This is a genomic window from Pseudomonas izuensis, assembly GCF_002356535.2.
Taxonomy (GTDB): domain Bacteria; phylum Pseudomonadota; class Gammaproteobacteria; order Pseudomonadales; family Pseudomonadaceae; genus Aquipseudomonas; species Aquipseudomonas izuensis.
Map to the genome: position 1 here is coordinate 4,478,166 of NZ_AP017423.2, position 15,202 is coordinate 4,493,367.

The following is a 15,202-nucleotide window of genomic DNA, read 5'->3' on the forward strand; positions in this document are numbered from 1 at the left end:
GGTGCGGGCCTCAGCGGTTGGCGTCAGAGTGAGTCATGGCGGTGTAGAACAGCCAGGACACCAACAGGATGATCAGGAAGTACACCAGCGAGAACGCCGCGGCCGGGCCCAGGTCGAACTGCCCGATGGCCATCTGCGTCAGGGTCTGGCTGAGGAAGGTCGTGGCATTGCCCGGCCCGCCGCCGGTGAGCACGAACGGCTCGGTGTAGATCATGAAGCTGTCCATGAAGCGCAGCATCACTGCGATCAGCAGCACGCTCTTGAGCTTGGGCAACTGGATGTGCCGGAACACCGCCCAGGCCGAAGCCCGGTCAATTCGCGCCGCCTGGTAGTACACGTCGGGAATCGCCCGCAGGCCGGAGAAGCACAACAGCGCCACCAGCGAGGTCCAGTGCCAGACGTCCATCACCAGCACGGTGACCCAGGCGTCCATGGTGTTCGCCGCATAGTTGTAGCTGATGCCCATGGCATTGAGGCTCGAACCGAGCAGGCCGATGTCGGCCCGACCGAAGATCTGCCAGATGGTGCCGACCACGTTCCACGGGATCAGCAAAGGAATCGCCAGGACGATCAACACCACCGACGACCAGCGGCCCTTGGTCGGCATGGTCAGCGCAATCGCGATTCCCAGCGGGATTTCGATCAGCAGCACACAGGCCGAGTAAATGAACTGACGCAGCAACGAGTCGTGCAGACGCGGATCGAGCAAGACCTGTTTGTACCAGTCGGCACCGACGAAGTAGCGGCTGGACTGGTCGAAGATGTCCTGCACCGAGTAATTGACCACGGTCATCATCGGGATCACCGCACTAAAGGCCACCAGCAGGAACACGGGTAGCACCAGCCACCAGGCCTTGTTGTTCTGCACCTTGTTCATGGCTGCACCTCATCCATTGCATGCGGCTCCAGCAGGAATTCGTCGGCGTAGACCATCAGCCACTGCCCCGGAAAACTGATGTAGGCCGTGCCTTGGGGAACCGGCTTGTCTTCGGCCAGGCGCACTTTCAGCGGCACGCCGTCGAGGTTCAGGGTCATGATCTTGTAGGTACCGAGGTCTTCGACGTGTACGACGTGTGCCCGCAGTGCCTCATCGAACGGCTCGTCCCACACGTGGACGAATTCCGGGCGAATGCCGACCTTCAGGGTTTGCCAGGTGCTCTCGGCGATGCGTTTTTGCATGGCCGCTGACAGCGGCAAATGGGTCGAAGCGAAACCGACACCGCCCGGTTGTGGCTGCACCTCGATCAGGTTCATGCCGGGGCTGCCAATGAAGTAGCCGACAAAGGTATGGCTCGGCCGCTCGAACAGTTCCCGCGGCGTGCCGAACTGCACGATCTGCCCGCCGTACATCACCGCGATTTTGTCGGCGAAGGTCGAAGCCTCCAGCTGATCGTGGGTGACGTAGACCATGGTGATGTTGAACTGCTCGTGGATCTGCTTGAGCTTGCGCCGCAGCTTCCACTTCAGGTGCGGGTCGATCACCGTCAGCGGTTCATCGAAGAGAATCGCCGACACGTCATCGCGCACCAGCCCACGGCCCATGGAGACTTTCTGTTTTTCGTCGGCGGTGAGGTTGCGGGCCTTTTTGTTCAGCAGATTCTGAAGGTCAAGGACTTCAGCGATTTCCTGCACCTTGGTGTGAATTTTCGCCTCGGCCATGCCCTGGTTGCGCAAAGGGAAGGCCAGGTTGTCGAACACCGTCATGGTGTCGTAGACCACCGGAAACTGGAAAACCTGGGCAATGTTGCGTTTTTCCGGGGTCAGGTCGTTGACCGCTTTACCGTCGAACAACACGTGACCCTGGGACGGACTGAGCAACCCGGAAATGATATTGAGCAACGTTGATTTGCCGCAGCCCGAAGGACCGAGCAAGGCATACGCACCGCCCTGCTCCCAGATGTGATCCATCTCGCGGATCGCGTAATCCTCGGGCACGCTCGGTGTGCTGGTGTAGCTGTGGGCGAGGTTCTGCAAACGGATTTCGGCCATCAGGCAACCCTCGCGACACGCCGGCCCGGCGCCTGGACCAGCCGCCCCTGCGTATCGAACACAAACAGTTTATGGGTCGGGATGTAGATGCGGATCGGCGCATCGACGTCGTATTCGTGAACGCCGGGCAGGTGCAGCACCAGCAGGAAATGCTCGTTGCGCACGTGCAGGAAGGTTTCCGAGCCACTGATTTCGGCGACCTCGACGGTCACTGCCAATTCGAGGTCATCGTCGTTGCTCGGCACCAGCGAGATATGGCTGGGGCGCACGCCAAAGCGGAACTCGCCCTCGCCCACCGGACGCAAATCGACGTTCAGCGGGAAATGCACGAAATTGGCGAAGCTCACTTCATTACCGGCGATACGCCCCGGCATCAGATTGATCGGTGGCTCGGAAAACAGCTCGGCCGCGAGAACAGTCTGCGGCTGGTGATAGACCTCGGACGACTTGCCGCTCTGAATCACCCGCCCCTCGTGAAGAATGGTCGTGGTGCCGCCCAGTGCCAGGGCTTCGTTGGGCTCGGTGGTGGCATAGATGGCGATGGTGTGGTGTGCCTTGAACAGCTCACGCATTTCCTGGCGCAACTCTTCGCGCAACTTGTAGTCGAGGTTGACCAGCGGCTCGTCGAACAGAATCAGTTCGGCATCCTTGACCAACGCCCGGGCCATGGCCGTGCGCTGTTGCTGGCCACCGGAAAGTTCAAGGGGATGGCGCTGGAGGAATTTCTCGATGCGCAGCATCTTCGCGGTTTCCAGCACCTTGCTCTGGATCAGCTCATTGGACACACCCGCCTGGCGCAGGGGCGAAGCGATGTTCTCGAAGACGGTCATGGTCGGATAATTGATGAACTGCTGATAGACCATCGACACGTTGCGCAAACGCACTGGCCGCTGGGTGACATCGACGCCATTCATCAGGATGCGACCGCTGTCAGGCTTGTCCAGCCCGGCCATCAGGCGCATGAGACTGGTTTTGCCGGACAGCGTGCGCCCAAGCAAAACGTTGAAGGATCCAGGTTCGAACTTGAGGCACGCATCGTCAATCCAGGTCTGGCCCTCGACGGTGCGGCTGACATGCTCCAGGGTTAATGACATGGCTCGGCCTTTTTTATTTTTGGAGACAAGCGACCGGAGCTGTATAGCGACATTTGTGCCAAAAATTTCAAGCCATTGATCTGTTTGGAAAATCTTTGAAATTGCCGAAAATCCGCGTTCGATGCTGAACACAAATGAACAATCGAGACTGAACAACTGAACAGTTCAACGATTGACAATGAACATTAGTGAACAACACTCTATGGATGCTTTTGTCGCCGCTGGAACGAAGCCAGAATGACAAAACCTGTGGGAGCGAGCCTGCTCGCGAAGAGGGAGTGTCAGTCGACATTGAGTTGCCTGACCCACCGCTTTCGCGAGCAGGCTCGCTCCCACAGAGGACTGCCTATAACAACAATAAAAGCGTCAATCAGAGGCTGACTTCAATGGCCGCACCTGCCCCCGCGTTATCCCACGACGCCATCATCCAGGACTCCTGGAAACGCTGCCGCGCGTTCGGCCTTGATCATCAGAGCGCTCCGGCGTTCGACCAGCTACCTGCCGAAGGCATCGCACAGCTGCTGGAAAGCCAGCACTCACTGGTACAGACCACCCATCAGGAAGTGCTGCCCTATTACGAGAACATCCTCAGCAATTCCAACTGCCTGATCATGCTCGCCGACAACCAGGGCCAGGTGCTGACCTCCTGGGGTACCCAGCGTTTTATCGAACCGAGCCTGACCCGCGGCTTCAGCGCCGGCGCCAGCTGGATGGAGCGTTGCAGCGGCACCAACGCCATCGGTACCGCGCTGGCTTGCGAGCAGGCGGTGCACATCGAGCACGATGAACACTTCCTCAAGGCCAATCGCTTCATGACCGGTTCCGCCGCGCCGATTTTCGACGCCGAGCGCAAGGTCATTGCAGTGCTGGACGTGTCCAGCGACAGCTACCTGCCGCCGTCCCATACCCTGGGCATGGTCAAGATGATGAGCCAGACCGTGGAAAACCGGCTGATCCTCAACCTGTTCCACGGCCAGCATTTCCAACTGACCTTCAACACCGGCCTGAACAACCTCGACAGCCAGTGGGCCGGGTTGTTGATTTTCGATGAGAGCGGCCAGGTGCTGTCCGCCAACCGTCGCGCTGACAATCTGCTGGGCGTGCGATTGTCGCGGGTCAGTGTCGAGAGCCTGTTCAAGGTGTCGCTACTGGAACTGCTGAATCAACCCGAGGGGTTGCCCTTCGCCCTGCAAACCTCTGGACGCAATCGCTTCCAGTGCCTGCTGAAACGGCCGCAGCAGACGTCGATTCACGCGCGACTATTTTCTGAAGCAAAGAATGCGGAACCTGCCGTGGCGGCACCCGCCCCGGCCGCCATCAGCCTCAACACCCTGCACTTCGGCGACAGCCGCGTGGAAAAAGCCGTGCGCCAGGCCGAGCGCTTGCTGGAAAAAGATATTCCGCTGCTGATCCATGGTGAGACCGGGGTCGGCAAGGAAGTCTTCGTCAAGGCCCTGCACCAGGCCAGCTCTCGCAGCAAACAACCGTTCATTGCCGTCAACTGTGCGGCGATCCCCGCCGAACTGGTGGAATCCGAATTGTTCGGCTACGAGAAAGGCGCGTTCACCGGGGCGAATCAGAAAGGCAGTATCGGACTGATTCGCAAGGCAGACAAAGGAACGCTGTTCCTCGACGAAATCGGCGACATGCCGCTGCCGACCCAGGCGCGATTGCTGCGGGTGTTGCAGGAACGCTGCGTGCAGCCGGTGGGCAGCAGCGAGTTGTTCCCGGTGGACATCCGCATCATTTCCGCGACCAACCGCTCCTTGCGTGAGCAAGTGCAGTTGGGGCGTTTCCGTGAGGATTTGTATTACCGCATCGGCGGCTTGACCCTGGAGTTGCCGCCACTGCGCGAGCGCAGCGACAAGCAGGCGTTGTTCAAGCGTCTGTGGGAGCAGCACCGCGAACCGAGCCAGTGGGCCGGCTTGAGCCGAGAGGTATTGGAACTGTTCGACCGCCATCCGTGGCCGGGCAATTTGCGTCAGGTCAGCAGCGTGATGCAGGTGGCGTTGGCCATGGCCGAGGAACAACCGGTGCGACCGGAGCATTTGCCGGATGATTTTTTTGTCGATCTGGAGATGGAGCCGGTCGAGGCACCGGAGCCGCTGGCGGTGGATCTTGATGATGCCGAGGATTTGAATCGGCAGTTGCGGGCGGTTGGGGGGAATATTTCCCATCTGGCGCGGCGGCTGGGGGTAAGTCGCAATACCCTGTACAAGCGGTTGCGTCAGTCAGACAGCTGACTGCTGCGCAGTCAATCGCGGGCAAGCCTTGCTCCCACAGGATTTCGTCGTCCACACGTTTCGGACACGACTCATCCCTGTGGGAGCAAGGCTTGCCCGCGATGGCGTCACCTCAGACAACGATGCACTCCTGTCCAAAAAACAAAAACCCGCACAAGGCGGGTTTTGTTTTATAGCCAATACGGCAATCAGTCAGCCAGACGCCAGGTCGTGCCACCCTTGCCGTCTTCCAGCACCACGCCCATGGCGGTGAGCTGGTCGCGGATGCGGTCCGATTCGGCCCAGTCTTTACCAGCACGCGCTGCCAGGCGTGCAGCGATCAGCGCTTCGACTTCAGCTGCGTCCACACGCCCTTCGGCGCCTGCTTGCAGGAAATCATCGGCTTCGAGCTGCAACACACCGAGCACACTGGCCAGTTCCTTCAAGCGCGCCGCCAGACCGGCCGCCGCATCGAGATCGCTCTCGCGCAGGCGGTTGATCTCACGCACCATCTCGAACAGCACCGCACAGGCTTCCGGCGTGCCGAAGTCGTCGTTCATCACCGTGGTAAAACGCTCGACGAACGCTTCGCCACCCGCCGGCGCCACGTTCGGCAGGCCTTTCAACGCATGGTAGAAACGCTCCAGGGCGCCCTTGGCGTCCTTGAGGTTGTCTTCCGAGTAGTTGATCGCGCTGCGGTAGTGGCTCGACACCAGCAGGTAACGCACGACTTCCGGGTGGTACTTGTCGAGCACGTCGCGAATAGTGAAGAAGTTGTTCAAGGACTTGGACATCTTCTCGCCATTGATGCGGATCATGCCGCAATGCATCCACGCATTGGCGTAGGTCTTGCCGGTGGCCGCTTCGCTCTGGGCGATTTCGTTCTCGTGGTGCGGGAACTCGAGGTCGCTGCCGCCGCCATGAATGTCGAAGGTCTCGCCCAGGCAGCAGGTGGACATCACCGAGCACTCGATGTGCCAGCCCGGACGCCCGGCGCCCCACGGCGATTCCCAGCTCGGCTCGCCCGGTTTGGCAGCTTTCCACAGCACGAAGTCCAGCGGGTCCTGCTTGGACTCGTCGACTTCGATGCGCGCACCGATGCGCAGGTCTTCGATCTTCTTGCGCGACAGCTTGCCGTAGCCCATGAACTTGCCGACGCGGTAGTACACGTCGCCATTGCCCGGCGCATAGGCGTAACCCTTGTCGATCAGGGTCTGGATCATCGCGTGCATGCCAGGGATGTGGTCCGTGGCACGCGGCTCCATGTCCGGCTTCTTGATGTTCAGGCGCGCTTCATCTTCGTGCATCGCCGCGATCATGCGCTCGGTCAAGGCTTCGAACGACTCGCCGTTCTCGTTGGCGCGATTGATGATCTTGTCGTCAATGTCGGTGATATTGCGCACATAAGTCAGATCGTAGCCGCTAAAGCGCAGCCAGCGGGTCACCAGGTCGAAGGCGACCATGCTGCGGCCGTGGCCCAGGTGGCAGTAGTCGTACACGGTCATGCCGCACACGTACATGCGCACCTTGTTGCCATCGAGCGGCTTGAAGACTTCTTTGCTCTTGGTGAGCGTGTTGTAGATCGTTAGCACGTCTTAAATCCTTGAATCACTGGCCCCACGAATCACGCAGGGTCACGGTACGGTTGAATACCGGCTGACCGGGTTTCGAGTCCTTGATATCCGCGACGAAGTAACCTTCGCGCTCGAACTGGAAACGGTCTTCCGGCTGTGCGTTGCCCAGCGAGGGTTCGGCACGACAACCGGTCAGCACTTGCAGTGAATTCGGGTTGATGTTGTCCAGGAAACTCGCGCTGTCCTCGGCTTTCTCCGGGTTGGCGGAGCGGAACAGACGGTCGTACAGGCGCACTTCGCACTCGACGCTGGCGGCGGCCGGTACCCAGTGGATCACGCCCTTGACCTTGCGCCCCTCAGGGTTCTTGCCCAGGGTGTCCGGGTCGTACGAGCAGCGCAGCTCGACGATGTTGCCGTCGGCGTCCTTGATCGCTTCGTCGGCACGGATCACGTAGCTACCACGCAGACGCACTTCGCCGGCCGGTTCCAGGCGCTTGTAGCCTTTTGGCGGCTCTTCCATGAAGTCTTCACGGTCGATGTAGATCTCACGGGCGAATGGCAGCTTGCGCAGGCCCATGTCTTCTTTCGGGTGGCACGGCAGTTCGAGGTTTTCGACCTGGCCTTCCGGGTAGTTCGTGATCACGACTTTCAGGGGACGCAGCACGCACATGGCGCGTGGGGCGCTGTGGTCGAGGTCGTCGCGGATGCTGAATTCGAGCATGCCGAAGTCCACCACGCCGTCGGAACGGTTGGTGCCGATCATTTCGCAGAAGTTGCGGATCGATTTCGGCGTGTAGCCGCGGCGGCGGAAGCCCGACAGCGTGGACATGCGCGGATCGTCCCAGCCATTGACGTGCTTTTCATCGACCAACTGCTTGAGCTTGCGCTTGCTGGTAATGGTGTAGTTCAGGTTCAGGCGGCTGAACTCATACTGGCGCGGGTTGGCCGGCACCGGCAGGTTTTCGAGGAACCACTCGTACAGCGGACGGTGGCTTTCAAACTCCAGGGTGCAGATCGAGTGGGTGATGCCTTCGATGGCGTCCGACTGACCGTGGGTGAAGTCGTAGTTCGGGTAGATGCACCACTTGTCGCCGGTCTGGTGGTGATGAGCGTGACGGATGCGGTACATGATCGGGTCGCGCAGGTTCATGTTCGGCGAGGCCATGTCGATCTTCGCGCGCAGCACACGGGCGCCGTCCTTGAACTCGCCGGCCTTCATGCGGGCGAACAGGTCCAGGTTCTCTTCGACGCTGCGGTCGCGGAACGGGCTGTTTTTGCCAGGCTCGGTCAGGCTGCCACGGTATTCCTTGGCTTGTTCAGGCGTCAGGTCGTCGACATAGGCTTTGCCGGACTTGATCAGTTCGACGGCCCAGTCGTGCAACTGGTCGAAATACTGCGAGGCATAACGCACTTCACCGGACCACTCGAAGCCCAGCCACTTGACGTCGCTTTCGATTGCGTCGATGTATTCCTGGTCTTCCTTGGCCGGGTTGGTGTCGTCGAAACGCAGGTGCGTGACGCCGCCGAACTCCTGGGCCAGGCCGAAGTTCACACAGATCGACTTGGCGTGGCCGATGTGCAGGTAGCCGTTGGGCTCAGGCGGGAAACGGGTGACGATCTGCGTGTGCTTGCCCGAGTCCAGGTCTGCCTGGATGATCGGCCGCAGGAAGTTGACCGGCACGGCAGGGCCGGTCTTGGAATTCGAGGTAGGGTCGACAGTGGGCTTGCTCATAGGATCCTTGGCGTACAAGTGCATGGCCTGCGTAAAGGCCGGACAAAACAAAGCCGCTATCATAGCCGATGCCGTCAAGCCGCTGACAGAGCAGGCCCGAAAACGGCTGCATTTAATCGGATGCAAATGAAAAACAGCCTCGAAATTCGCGCCTGTCGCGCTAAACTGCGCTCCTTGGTCGAAACAGACCAACACGGTAAGGGGCCGCGCTGCCTCGACACCCACGAATTCCTTGAAAGAGTAGCCAACATGACCCAAGTCAAATTGACCACCAACTTCGGCGACATCGTCCTCGAACTGAACGCTGAAAAGGCACCGATCACCGTTGCCAACTTCGTTGAATACGTCAAGGCCGGCCACTACGAAAACACCGTTTTCCACCGTGTCATCGGCAACTTCATGATCCAGGGCGGCGGTTTCGAGCCTGGCATGAAAGAAAAGAAAGACAAGCGCCCAAGCATCCAGAACGAAGCCGACAACGGTCTTTCCAACGACAAATACACCGTCGCCATGGCTCGCACCATGGAGCCGCATTCGGCTTCCGCCCAGTTCTTCATCAACGTGGCTGACAACAGCTTCCTGAACCACAGCGGCAAGAACGTACAAGGCTGGGGCTACGCGGTATTCGGTAAAGTGACCGCCGGCACCGACGTTGTCGACAAGATCAAAGGTGTGGCCACCACTTCCAAGTCCGGCCACCAGGACGTACCAGCAGACGACGTGATCATCGAGAAAGCCGAGATCATTGAGTGATATTGCTGATTTCAGACTTGCATCTGGAAGAGGAGCGCCCGGACATCACCCGGGCGTTTCTGGATTTGCTCGCCGGACGCGCCCGCTCGGCGAGTGCGCTGTACATTCTGGGCGACTTTTTCGAGGTGTGGATTGGCGATGACGCCATGACCCCTTTCCAGCGCTCCATCTGCCAGGCCCTGCGCGATTTGAGCGACAGCGGCACAGCCATTTTCCTGATGCACGGCAATCGCGATTTCATGCTCGGCCGGGCCTTCTGCAAACAGGCCGGCTGCACCCTGCTGAAAGACCCGAGTGTCGTGCAGTTCAACGGCGAGCCGGTGCTGTTGATGCACGGCGACAGCCTTTGCACCCGCGACGAAGCCTATATGAAGCTGCGTCGCTACCTGCGCAATCCCATCAGCCTGTTCATCCTGCGGCATCTGCCGTTGAGCACCCGGCATAAGCTGGCGCGCAAGCTGCGCAGTGAAAGCCGTGCGCAAACGCGCATGAAGGCCAACGACATCGTCGATGTCACGCCCGAAGAGATTCCGCAAATCATGCGCCAGTACGGGGTGAAAACCCTGATCCACGGCCACACCCACCGCCCGGCCATCCACAAGTTGCAACTTGGCGATCAGGCGGCCCGGCGCATTGTGCTGGGGGACTGGGATCGTCAGGGGTGGGCGTTACAGGTGGATGAGCAGGGGTTTGCGCTGGCGCCCTTTGATTTTGCCCCGCCGCCGCAGTTGGCAGCGCCCACTCTCTAACACCGAACACATATCCACTGTGGGAGCGAGCCTGCTCGCGAATGCGGTGTGTCAGGCGACATTGATGTAGCTGACACTCCCTCTTCGCGAGCAGGCTCGCTCCCACAGGGGTTATGTGGTGTTTAGTGGCCCGCGGAGGCCGCAGGGCCTGCTTTCGCGGTAAACGGCGGCTTGGCCAGCCACACGATCAGGATCAAGCCCATGAACATCCAGCCCAGCAAGGTGAAGTAATCCACCGTGGACATGATGTACGCCTGGCTGACCACCGTCTGCTCCAGCTGCGTGTACGCCTTGGCCCCTGCCCCGCCCAGATGGGTCAGCGCTTCCCGGGTCGCCGGATCGAACGGGGTGATGCTTTCGGTCAGGTAGGCATGGTGCTGGTCGGCGCGGCGGATCCAGATCCAGGTGGTCAACGATGCCGCGAAGCTGCCGCCCAGGGTCCGCAGGAACGTGGCCAGGCCCGAGCCGTCGGCAATCTGGTGCGGTGGCAGGTCCGACAGCAGGATGGTCAGGGTCGGCATGAAGAACAGCGCCACGCCAATACCCATGAACAGTTGCACCATGGCGATGTGCTGGAAGTCCACTTCATTGGTGAACCCGGCACGCATGAAACAGCTCAGGCCAATAGCCAGGAACGCCCCGCCCGCCAGCACCCGCATGTCGAAGCGCGGTGCGTATTTGCCGACGAACGGTGACAGCAGCACCGGCAGGATGCCCAACGGCGCCACGGCGAAACCGGCCCAGGTCGCGGTGTACCCCAGGCGTGTCTGCAACCATTGCGGCAGAATCAGATTGATCCCGAAGAACCCGGCATAGCCCAGAATCAACACGATGGTGCCGTAGCGGAAATTGCGGTGGGCGAACAACCGCAGGTTCACCACCGGGTGCTCATCGGTCATTTCCCAGATCACGAAGAACGCCAGGGCGACCACGGAAATCGCCGAGCCGATAATGATGAAGCTGGATTCGAACCAATCGGCGTCATTGCCTTTGTCGAGGACAATCTGCAACGCACCGACGCCGATGATCAACGCGATCAGGCCAACGTAATCCATGGGTTGGCGGCTGGTGACCACCGGACGCTTCTTCATCTGTTGCGTGACCACCCACGCGGCGAACAGGCCAATGGGCACGTTGATGAAGAAGATCCACGGCCAGCTATAGCTGTCGGTGATCCAGCCACCGAGGATCGGCCCGGCAATCGGCGCCACCACCGTCACCATCGCCAATAACGCCAGGGCCATCCCCCGTTTCGCCGGTGGGTAGACCGCAATCAGCAGCGTCTGGGTCATCGGGTACAACGGCCCCGCCACCACCCCTTGCAGGACCCGAAAGCCCACCAGTTCCGGCATGGTGGTAGAAATCCCGCACAGGAATGACGCCAGCACGAACAGCAGCGTCGCCCAGATAAACAGCTTCACCTCGCCGAAACGCCGGCTGAGCCAACCGGTCAACGGCAGCGCAATCGCGTTGCTCACCGCAAACGAGGTGATCACCCAGGTGCCCTGTTCCGAACTCACGCCCAGGTTGCCGGAAATCGTCGGCAGCGCCACGTTGGCGATGGTGGTATCGAGCACTTGCATGAAGGTCGCCAGCGACAGGCCGATGGTGCTGAGCACCAGGCTGGGGGGCGTGAAAGACGCGTTATTGCTCATCGCGAATCCTATGAAACAGGGCGGTCGGTCACAGCTAACCCCCTGTGGGAGCGAGCCTGCTCGCGAAGGGGGCGTGTCAGCTGCATCAATGTCGCCTGACACACCGGATTCGCGAGCAGGCTCGCTCCCACAGGGCCGGTGTGATGAATGCTTGGCGAATCAGCGGTTGGCGGTCTTGCTGACCGCGGCGCTGTTGTCGTGAATCAGTTGCGTGATCATCGCGTCAGCCTCGGCCAACTGACGGTCATAGATGCTGGTGCTGAACGACGCCTTCTGCGGTGGCTGTTGCGCCAGCACCGGGCCGCTCTGATCGTGCAGATCGACATCGACCATGGACGACAGGCCGACCCGCAAGGGGTGTTTGGCCAGTTCTTCGGCATTCACATGAACCCGCACCGGCACCCGCTGCACGATCTTGATCCAGTTACCCGTGGCGTTCTGCGCCGGCAGCAAGGCAAACGCGCTACCGGTACCGGCGCCGAGACTGTCGATGGTGCCGCTGTATTTCACGCTGCTGCCGTAAAGGTCGGTTTCGATTTCCACCGGTTGGCCGATGCGCATGTCGCGCAATTGGGTTTCCTTGAAGTTGGCGTCGATCCACAGCTGATCCAGCGGGATCACCGCCATCAGTGCCGTGCCCGGCTGCACACGCTGGCCGAGTTGCACGGTGCGCTTGGCCACGTAACCGGTGACCGGCGCGATCAGGGTGCTACGGGCGTTGTTCAGGTAGGCCTGGCGCAATTGCGCGGCGGCGGCCATCACGTCCGGGTGCGATGACACCACGGTGTCGTCGACCAGCGCGCTGGTGGTCTTCAGTTTTTGCTTCACGTCGGCCAGGGCGTTCTGCGCCGAGGTCAGGTCGTCGCGGGCGTGGGACAGCTCTTCCTGGGAAATCGCCCCACCGGCGGCAAGGTTTTTCCGCCGATTGAAGTTGTCCTGGGCCTTCTGCACTTCGGCCTGTTGCGCATTGACCTGGGCTTTCATGCCATCGACATTGCTGTACAAGCCGCGCACCTGGCGCACGGTGCGGGCCAGTTGTGCCTGGGCGTTTTGCAAGCCGATCTCGGCGTCGTTGGGGTCGAAGTTCACCAGCACCTGGCCTTCATGAACCAGATCGCCATCATCGGCACCGATGCTGACCACCGTGCCAGTGACCAGCGGGGTAATTTCCACCACGTTGCCATTGACGTAGGCGTCGTCGGTGCTTTCGCTCCAGCGACCATAAAACTCGTGATAAGCCCAGACACCAGCGCCGCTCAACGCGACAGCGACGGCAAGGATCAACAACATGAACTTGCGTTTGCCCGAGTTGGGATTGCCCTGGGGTGTTTCAGTTGGGGTTGTTTCGGCAGTGGCCATGACAAATACCTTGAATTAGTGAGTCAGCGTGGCTGGAGCAGCGTTGGCCGAGGCCATGGCCTCAGGCTGGAAGCCACCGCCCAGCGCCTGCATCAGTTGGATCGACAGATCGATCTGCTCGGCATTCAGGTTGGCCAGCTGACGCTGGGCCTGGAGCAATTGCTGCTCGATGCTGAGCACGTCCAGGTAGTTACCGATGCCGGAACCGTACCGCTGGACCACGGTGTTGTAAGAATCCTGGGCGATGTCGGTGGCGTGCTGCTGGGCAGCGATTTGCCGGCCGATATCACGCAATTGGTTGATGCTGTCGCTGACATCCCCCAATGCCTTCACCAGGCTTTTGTTGTACTGCGCCACCGCGAGGTCGTAGTCGGCGTCGCGGGAATCGAGGTCGGCGCGCAGGCGGCCACCGTCGAAAATCGGCACGGAAAGGGTTGGCGCGATGTTGAAAAAGCGGCTCGCCGAACCGAACATCGCATCGCCCAACAAAGATTCGGCACCGGCGGCGGCACTGAGGTTCAAGTTGGGATAGAAGCGGGTTTTGCCGGCGTCGATGTTCTTGCTCGCCGCTTCGACCCGCCAGCGCGCAGCCACCAGATCCGGACGACGGCCGAGCAACTCGGCGGGCAGCACCGACGGCAACGCCACGGCGCTGGCCTTGAGGATTTGCGGCCGGGCGATTTCATTGCCGCGGTCCGGGCCCTTGCCCAGCAGTACGGCCAAGGCGATCTTCGCGCTATTCAGGCGTTTCTCGGCGTCGATCAGATTGGCCTGGGAAGTGGCTTCCAGGCTTTCGGTCTGCTGGAACTGGTACTGGCTATCGATCCCGGCGCTCAGTCGGCGCTTGCTCAGGTCGAGCATTTGCCGGGTGCGCTTGAGGTCTTCGGCGGACAGGTCATGAACGATGTGCGCCTGGCCCAGATCGCTGTAGGCGCGGGCGACGTCGGCGGACAGGGTCAACTGCGCGGCCTGTCGATCCACTTCGGCAGCCCGGGCCTGGCCCAATGCGGCTTCCCAGGCGTCACGCTGGCCACCCCAGAGGTCGAAGTTGTAGTTGAAGCTGGTGCTGATGTTGCGCAGCGTCGCGTAGCGGTCGCCCTGCCCGCTCGGGTCCTGGTCCCGGGCCAGGCGCGAACGGCTGACGCCGGCGCTGGCATCGAGGGTCGGCATCCGATCGGCATCGGCGGCGTAAGCAGCGGCGCTGGCCTGATGGGCACGGGCGTCGGCAATCTGCATGTCGGGGCTGTCGTGCAGGGCTTCGTGGATCAGACTGTCGAGCTGCGGATCGCCGAGGTTTTTCCACCAGTCGCTTTTCGGCCAGGCCGCCGGCGACAGCTTCACATCGCCAAGGGATTGCCCGGCCTTGAGGCTTTTCGCATCGAGGCTGACGCCTTCGGTGGTCAGGCCACTGTAATTGGCGCAACCGGCCAGGCTCATGGCCAACAGCACCAGGCTCAAGCCAGTACGCAGGGTCTTACTGTTCATCGTTTCCACCTACCCGCAGCAAGGTGATCGAGTCACCGGCTGCCAGCAAAATTTTCTTGAGGATCCGTTCCAGGGTTTGCAGCTCCTCCGGAGTTACGGCACCGGCCAGTTCGTTCATGGCATCGGCGCCGATGTGCGGCAGGCGATCGGCCAGTTTCTGCCCCTCTTCGGTCAGCACCAGCCGCACCTGGCGGCGGTCCGCTTCAGAGCGCTGGCGAGCGAGGAAACCTTTCTGTTCCAGACGATCGAGCATGCGGGTCATCGAACCGCTATCCAGGGACAAGTGCCGGCACAGTTCGCCCGGCGTATCAACCCCGAACTGGGCCATGATGATCAGCACCTTGAACTGCGCGGCGGTGATGCCGTGGGGTTCCATGTGCGTGTCGATGATCTTGTCCTTGAGCAGCGCAGCGCGCCCGAGCAGCAGACCGAGATGGCAATTGTGGAAATCGTCCGGGGAGAAATGCTTCATCTGACCACCAGTTAGCTGCCTAGGCAGTGAATGTATGTCGAGATGTTACTGCCTAGGCAGCGAATGTCAACGCAATAGTTAGGTTGCTTGGTAAATAGTTGACCAATGGTGTCGGGTT

Annotated in this window: 12 protein-coding genes; 3 read left to right on the forward strand and 9 right to left on the reverse strand. The window is 60.7% G+C overall.

Annotation, left to right across the window (positions count from 1 at the left end):
* Positions 1–10: 10 nt before the first annotated feature.
* Genes LAB08_RS19790 through LAB08_RS19800 form a run of 3 tightly spaced genes read right to left on the reverse strand, consistent with a single transcriptional unit; the run spans position 11 to position 3,083 of the window.
* Positions 11–877, reverse strand: a complete 867-nt coding sequence (locus tag LAB08_RS19790) for a carbohydrate ABC transporter permease (RefSeq protein WP_096510111.1) — start codon at positions 875–877, stop codon at positions 11–13.
* Positions 874–1,989, reverse strand: a complete 1,116-nt coding sequence (locus tag LAB08_RS19795) for an ABC transporter ATP-binding protein (RefSeq protein ID WP_096510110.1) — start codon at positions 1,987–1,989, stop codon at positions 874–876. The genes LAB08_RS19790 and LAB08_RS19795 overlap by 4 nt, the downstream gene beginning before the upstream one ends.
* Entirely contained in the window at positions 1,989–3,083 is a 1,095-nt protein-coding gene (locus LAB08_RS19800; protein WP_096510109.1) for an ABC transporter ATP-binding protein, read from the reverse strand. Before LAB08_RS19800 ends, LAB08_RS19795 begins: the two co-directional genes overlap by 1 nt.
* Positions 3,084–3,469: 386 nt before the next feature.
* On the opposite strand from LAB08_RS19800, the gene LAB08_RS19805 reads away from it, so the two are divergent.
* The gene (locus LAB08_RS19805) at positions 3,470–5,326 is read left to right on the forward strand and encodes a sigma-54-dependent Fis family transcriptional regulator (protein ID WP_096510108.1); all 1,857 of its coding nucleotides are present in this window, start codon (positions 3,470–3,472) and stop codon (positions 5,324–5,326) included.
* Positions 5,327–5,514: 188 nt separating this feature from the next.
* On the opposite strand, the gene cysS is transcribed toward LAB08_RS19805, so the two are convergent.
* Both cysS and LAB08_RS19815 read right to left on the reverse strand, forming a co-directional pair.
* Positions 5,515–6,897 carry a cysteine--tRNA ligase gene (gene cysS, locus LAB08_RS19810; RefSeq protein WP_096510107.1) on the reverse strand — a complete coding sequence of 461 codons (1,383 nt, stop codon included), beginning with the start codon at positions 6,895–6,897 and terminating at the stop codon, positions 5,515–5,517.
* A 16-nt stretch (positions 6,898–6,913) separates the two neighbouring features.
* Positions 6,914–8,611, reverse strand: coding sequence for a glutamine--tRNA ligase/YqeY domain fusion protein (locus LAB08_RS19815; RefSeq protein ID WP_096510106.1), 1,698 nt, complete (start codon positions 8,609–8,611; stop codon positions 6,914–6,916).
* Positions 8,612–8,860: 249 nt separating this feature from the next.
* On the opposite strand from LAB08_RS19815, the gene LAB08_RS19820 reads away from it, so the two are divergent.
* Together LAB08_RS19820 and lpxH are read left to right on the forward strand one after the other, a co-directional pair.
* On the forward strand, positions 8,861–9,364 hold the full coding sequence (locus tag LAB08_RS19820) for a peptidylprolyl isomerase (RefSeq protein ID WP_095192734.1): 504 nt from the start codon (positions 8,861–8,863) through the stop codon (positions 9,362–9,364).
* A complete protein-coding gene (lpxH, locus tag LAB08_RS19825) occupies positions 9,361–10,113 on the forward strand; it encodes a UDP-2,3-diacylglucosamine diphosphatase (RefSeq protein ID WP_096510105.1) in 753 nt (250 codons plus the stop codon). Before LAB08_RS19820 ends, lpxH begins: the two co-directional genes overlap by 4 nt.
* 122 nt (positions 10,114–10,235) lie before the next feature.
* Here the strand turns inward: lpxH and LAB08_RS19830 are convergent, their stop codons facing one another.
* The 4 genes from LAB08_RS19830 to LAB08_RS19845 all read right to left on the reverse strand — a co-directional run bounded on the left by LAB08_RS19830 (position 10,236) and on the right by LAB08_RS19845 (position 15,084).
* A complete protein-coding gene (locus LAB08_RS19830; RefSeq protein WP_096510104.1) occupies positions 10,236–11,768 on the reverse strand; it encodes a DHA2 family efflux MFS transporter permease subunit in 1,533 nt (510 codons plus the stop codon).
* Positions 11,769–11,927: 159 nt separating this feature from the next.
* A complete protein-coding gene (locus tag LAB08_RS19835; RefSeq protein ID WP_096510103.1) occupies positions 11,928–13,127 on the reverse strand; it encodes an HlyD family secretion protein in 1,200 nt (399 codons plus the stop codon).
* 15 nt (positions 13,128–13,142) lie between these two features.
* Positions 13,143–14,612: an efflux transporter outer membrane subunit gene (locus LAB08_RS19840; protein ID WP_096510102.1), complete on the reverse strand. Its 1,470-nt coding sequence runs from the start codon at positions 14,610–14,612 to the stop codon at positions 13,143–13,145.
* The gene (locus tag LAB08_RS19845; RefSeq protein ID WP_096510101.1) at positions 14,602–15,084 is read right to left on the reverse strand and encodes a MarR family winged helix-turn-helix transcriptional regulator; all 483 of its coding nucleotides are present in this window, start codon (positions 15,082–15,084) and stop codon (positions 14,602–14,604) included. Before LAB08_RS19845 ends, LAB08_RS19840 begins: the two co-directional genes overlap by 11 nt.
* Between the last annotated feature and the right edge of the window lie 118 nt (positions 15,085–15,202).

Coding starts and splice junctions, on each gene's coding strand:
- LAB08_RS19790 (WP_096510111.1), bottom strand. CDS start 877: ATGAACAAGGTGCAGAACAACAAGGCCTGGTGGCTGGTGCTACCCGTG.
- LAB08_RS19795 (WP_096510110.1), bottom strand. CDS start 1,989: ATGGCCGAAATCCGTTTGCAGAACCTCGCCCACAGCTACACCAGCACA.
- LAB08_RS19800 (WP_096510109.1), bottom strand. CDS start 3,083: ATGTCATTAACCCTGGAGCATGTCAGCCGCACCGTCGAGGGCCAGACC.
- LAB08_RS19805 (WP_096510108.1), top strand. CDS start 3,470: ATGGCCGCACCTGCCCCCGCGTTATCCCACGACGCCATCATCCAGGAC.
- LAB08_RS19815 (WP_096510106.1), bottom strand. CDS start 8,611: ATGAGCAAGCCCACTGTCGACCCTACCTCGAATTCCAAGACCGGCCCT.
- LAB08_RS19820 (WP_095192734.1), top strand. CDS start 8,861: ATGACCCAAGTCAAATTGACCACCAACTTCGGCGACATCGTCCTCGAA.
- LAB08_RS19830 (WP_096510104.1), bottom strand. CDS start 11,768: ATGAGCAATAACGCGTCTTTCACGCCCCCCAGCCTGGTGCTCAGCACC.
- LAB08_RS19835 (WP_096510103.1), bottom strand. CDS start 13,127: ATGGCCACTGCCGAAACAACCCCAACTGAAACACCCCAGGGCAATCCC.
- LAB08_RS19840 (WP_096510102.1), bottom strand. CDS start 14,612: ATGAACAGTAAGACCCTGCGTACTGGCTTGAGCCTGGTGCTGTTGGCC.
- LAB08_RS19845 (WP_096510101.1), bottom strand. CDS start 15,084: ATGAAGCATTTCTCCCCGGACGATTTCCACAATTGCCATCTCGGTCTG.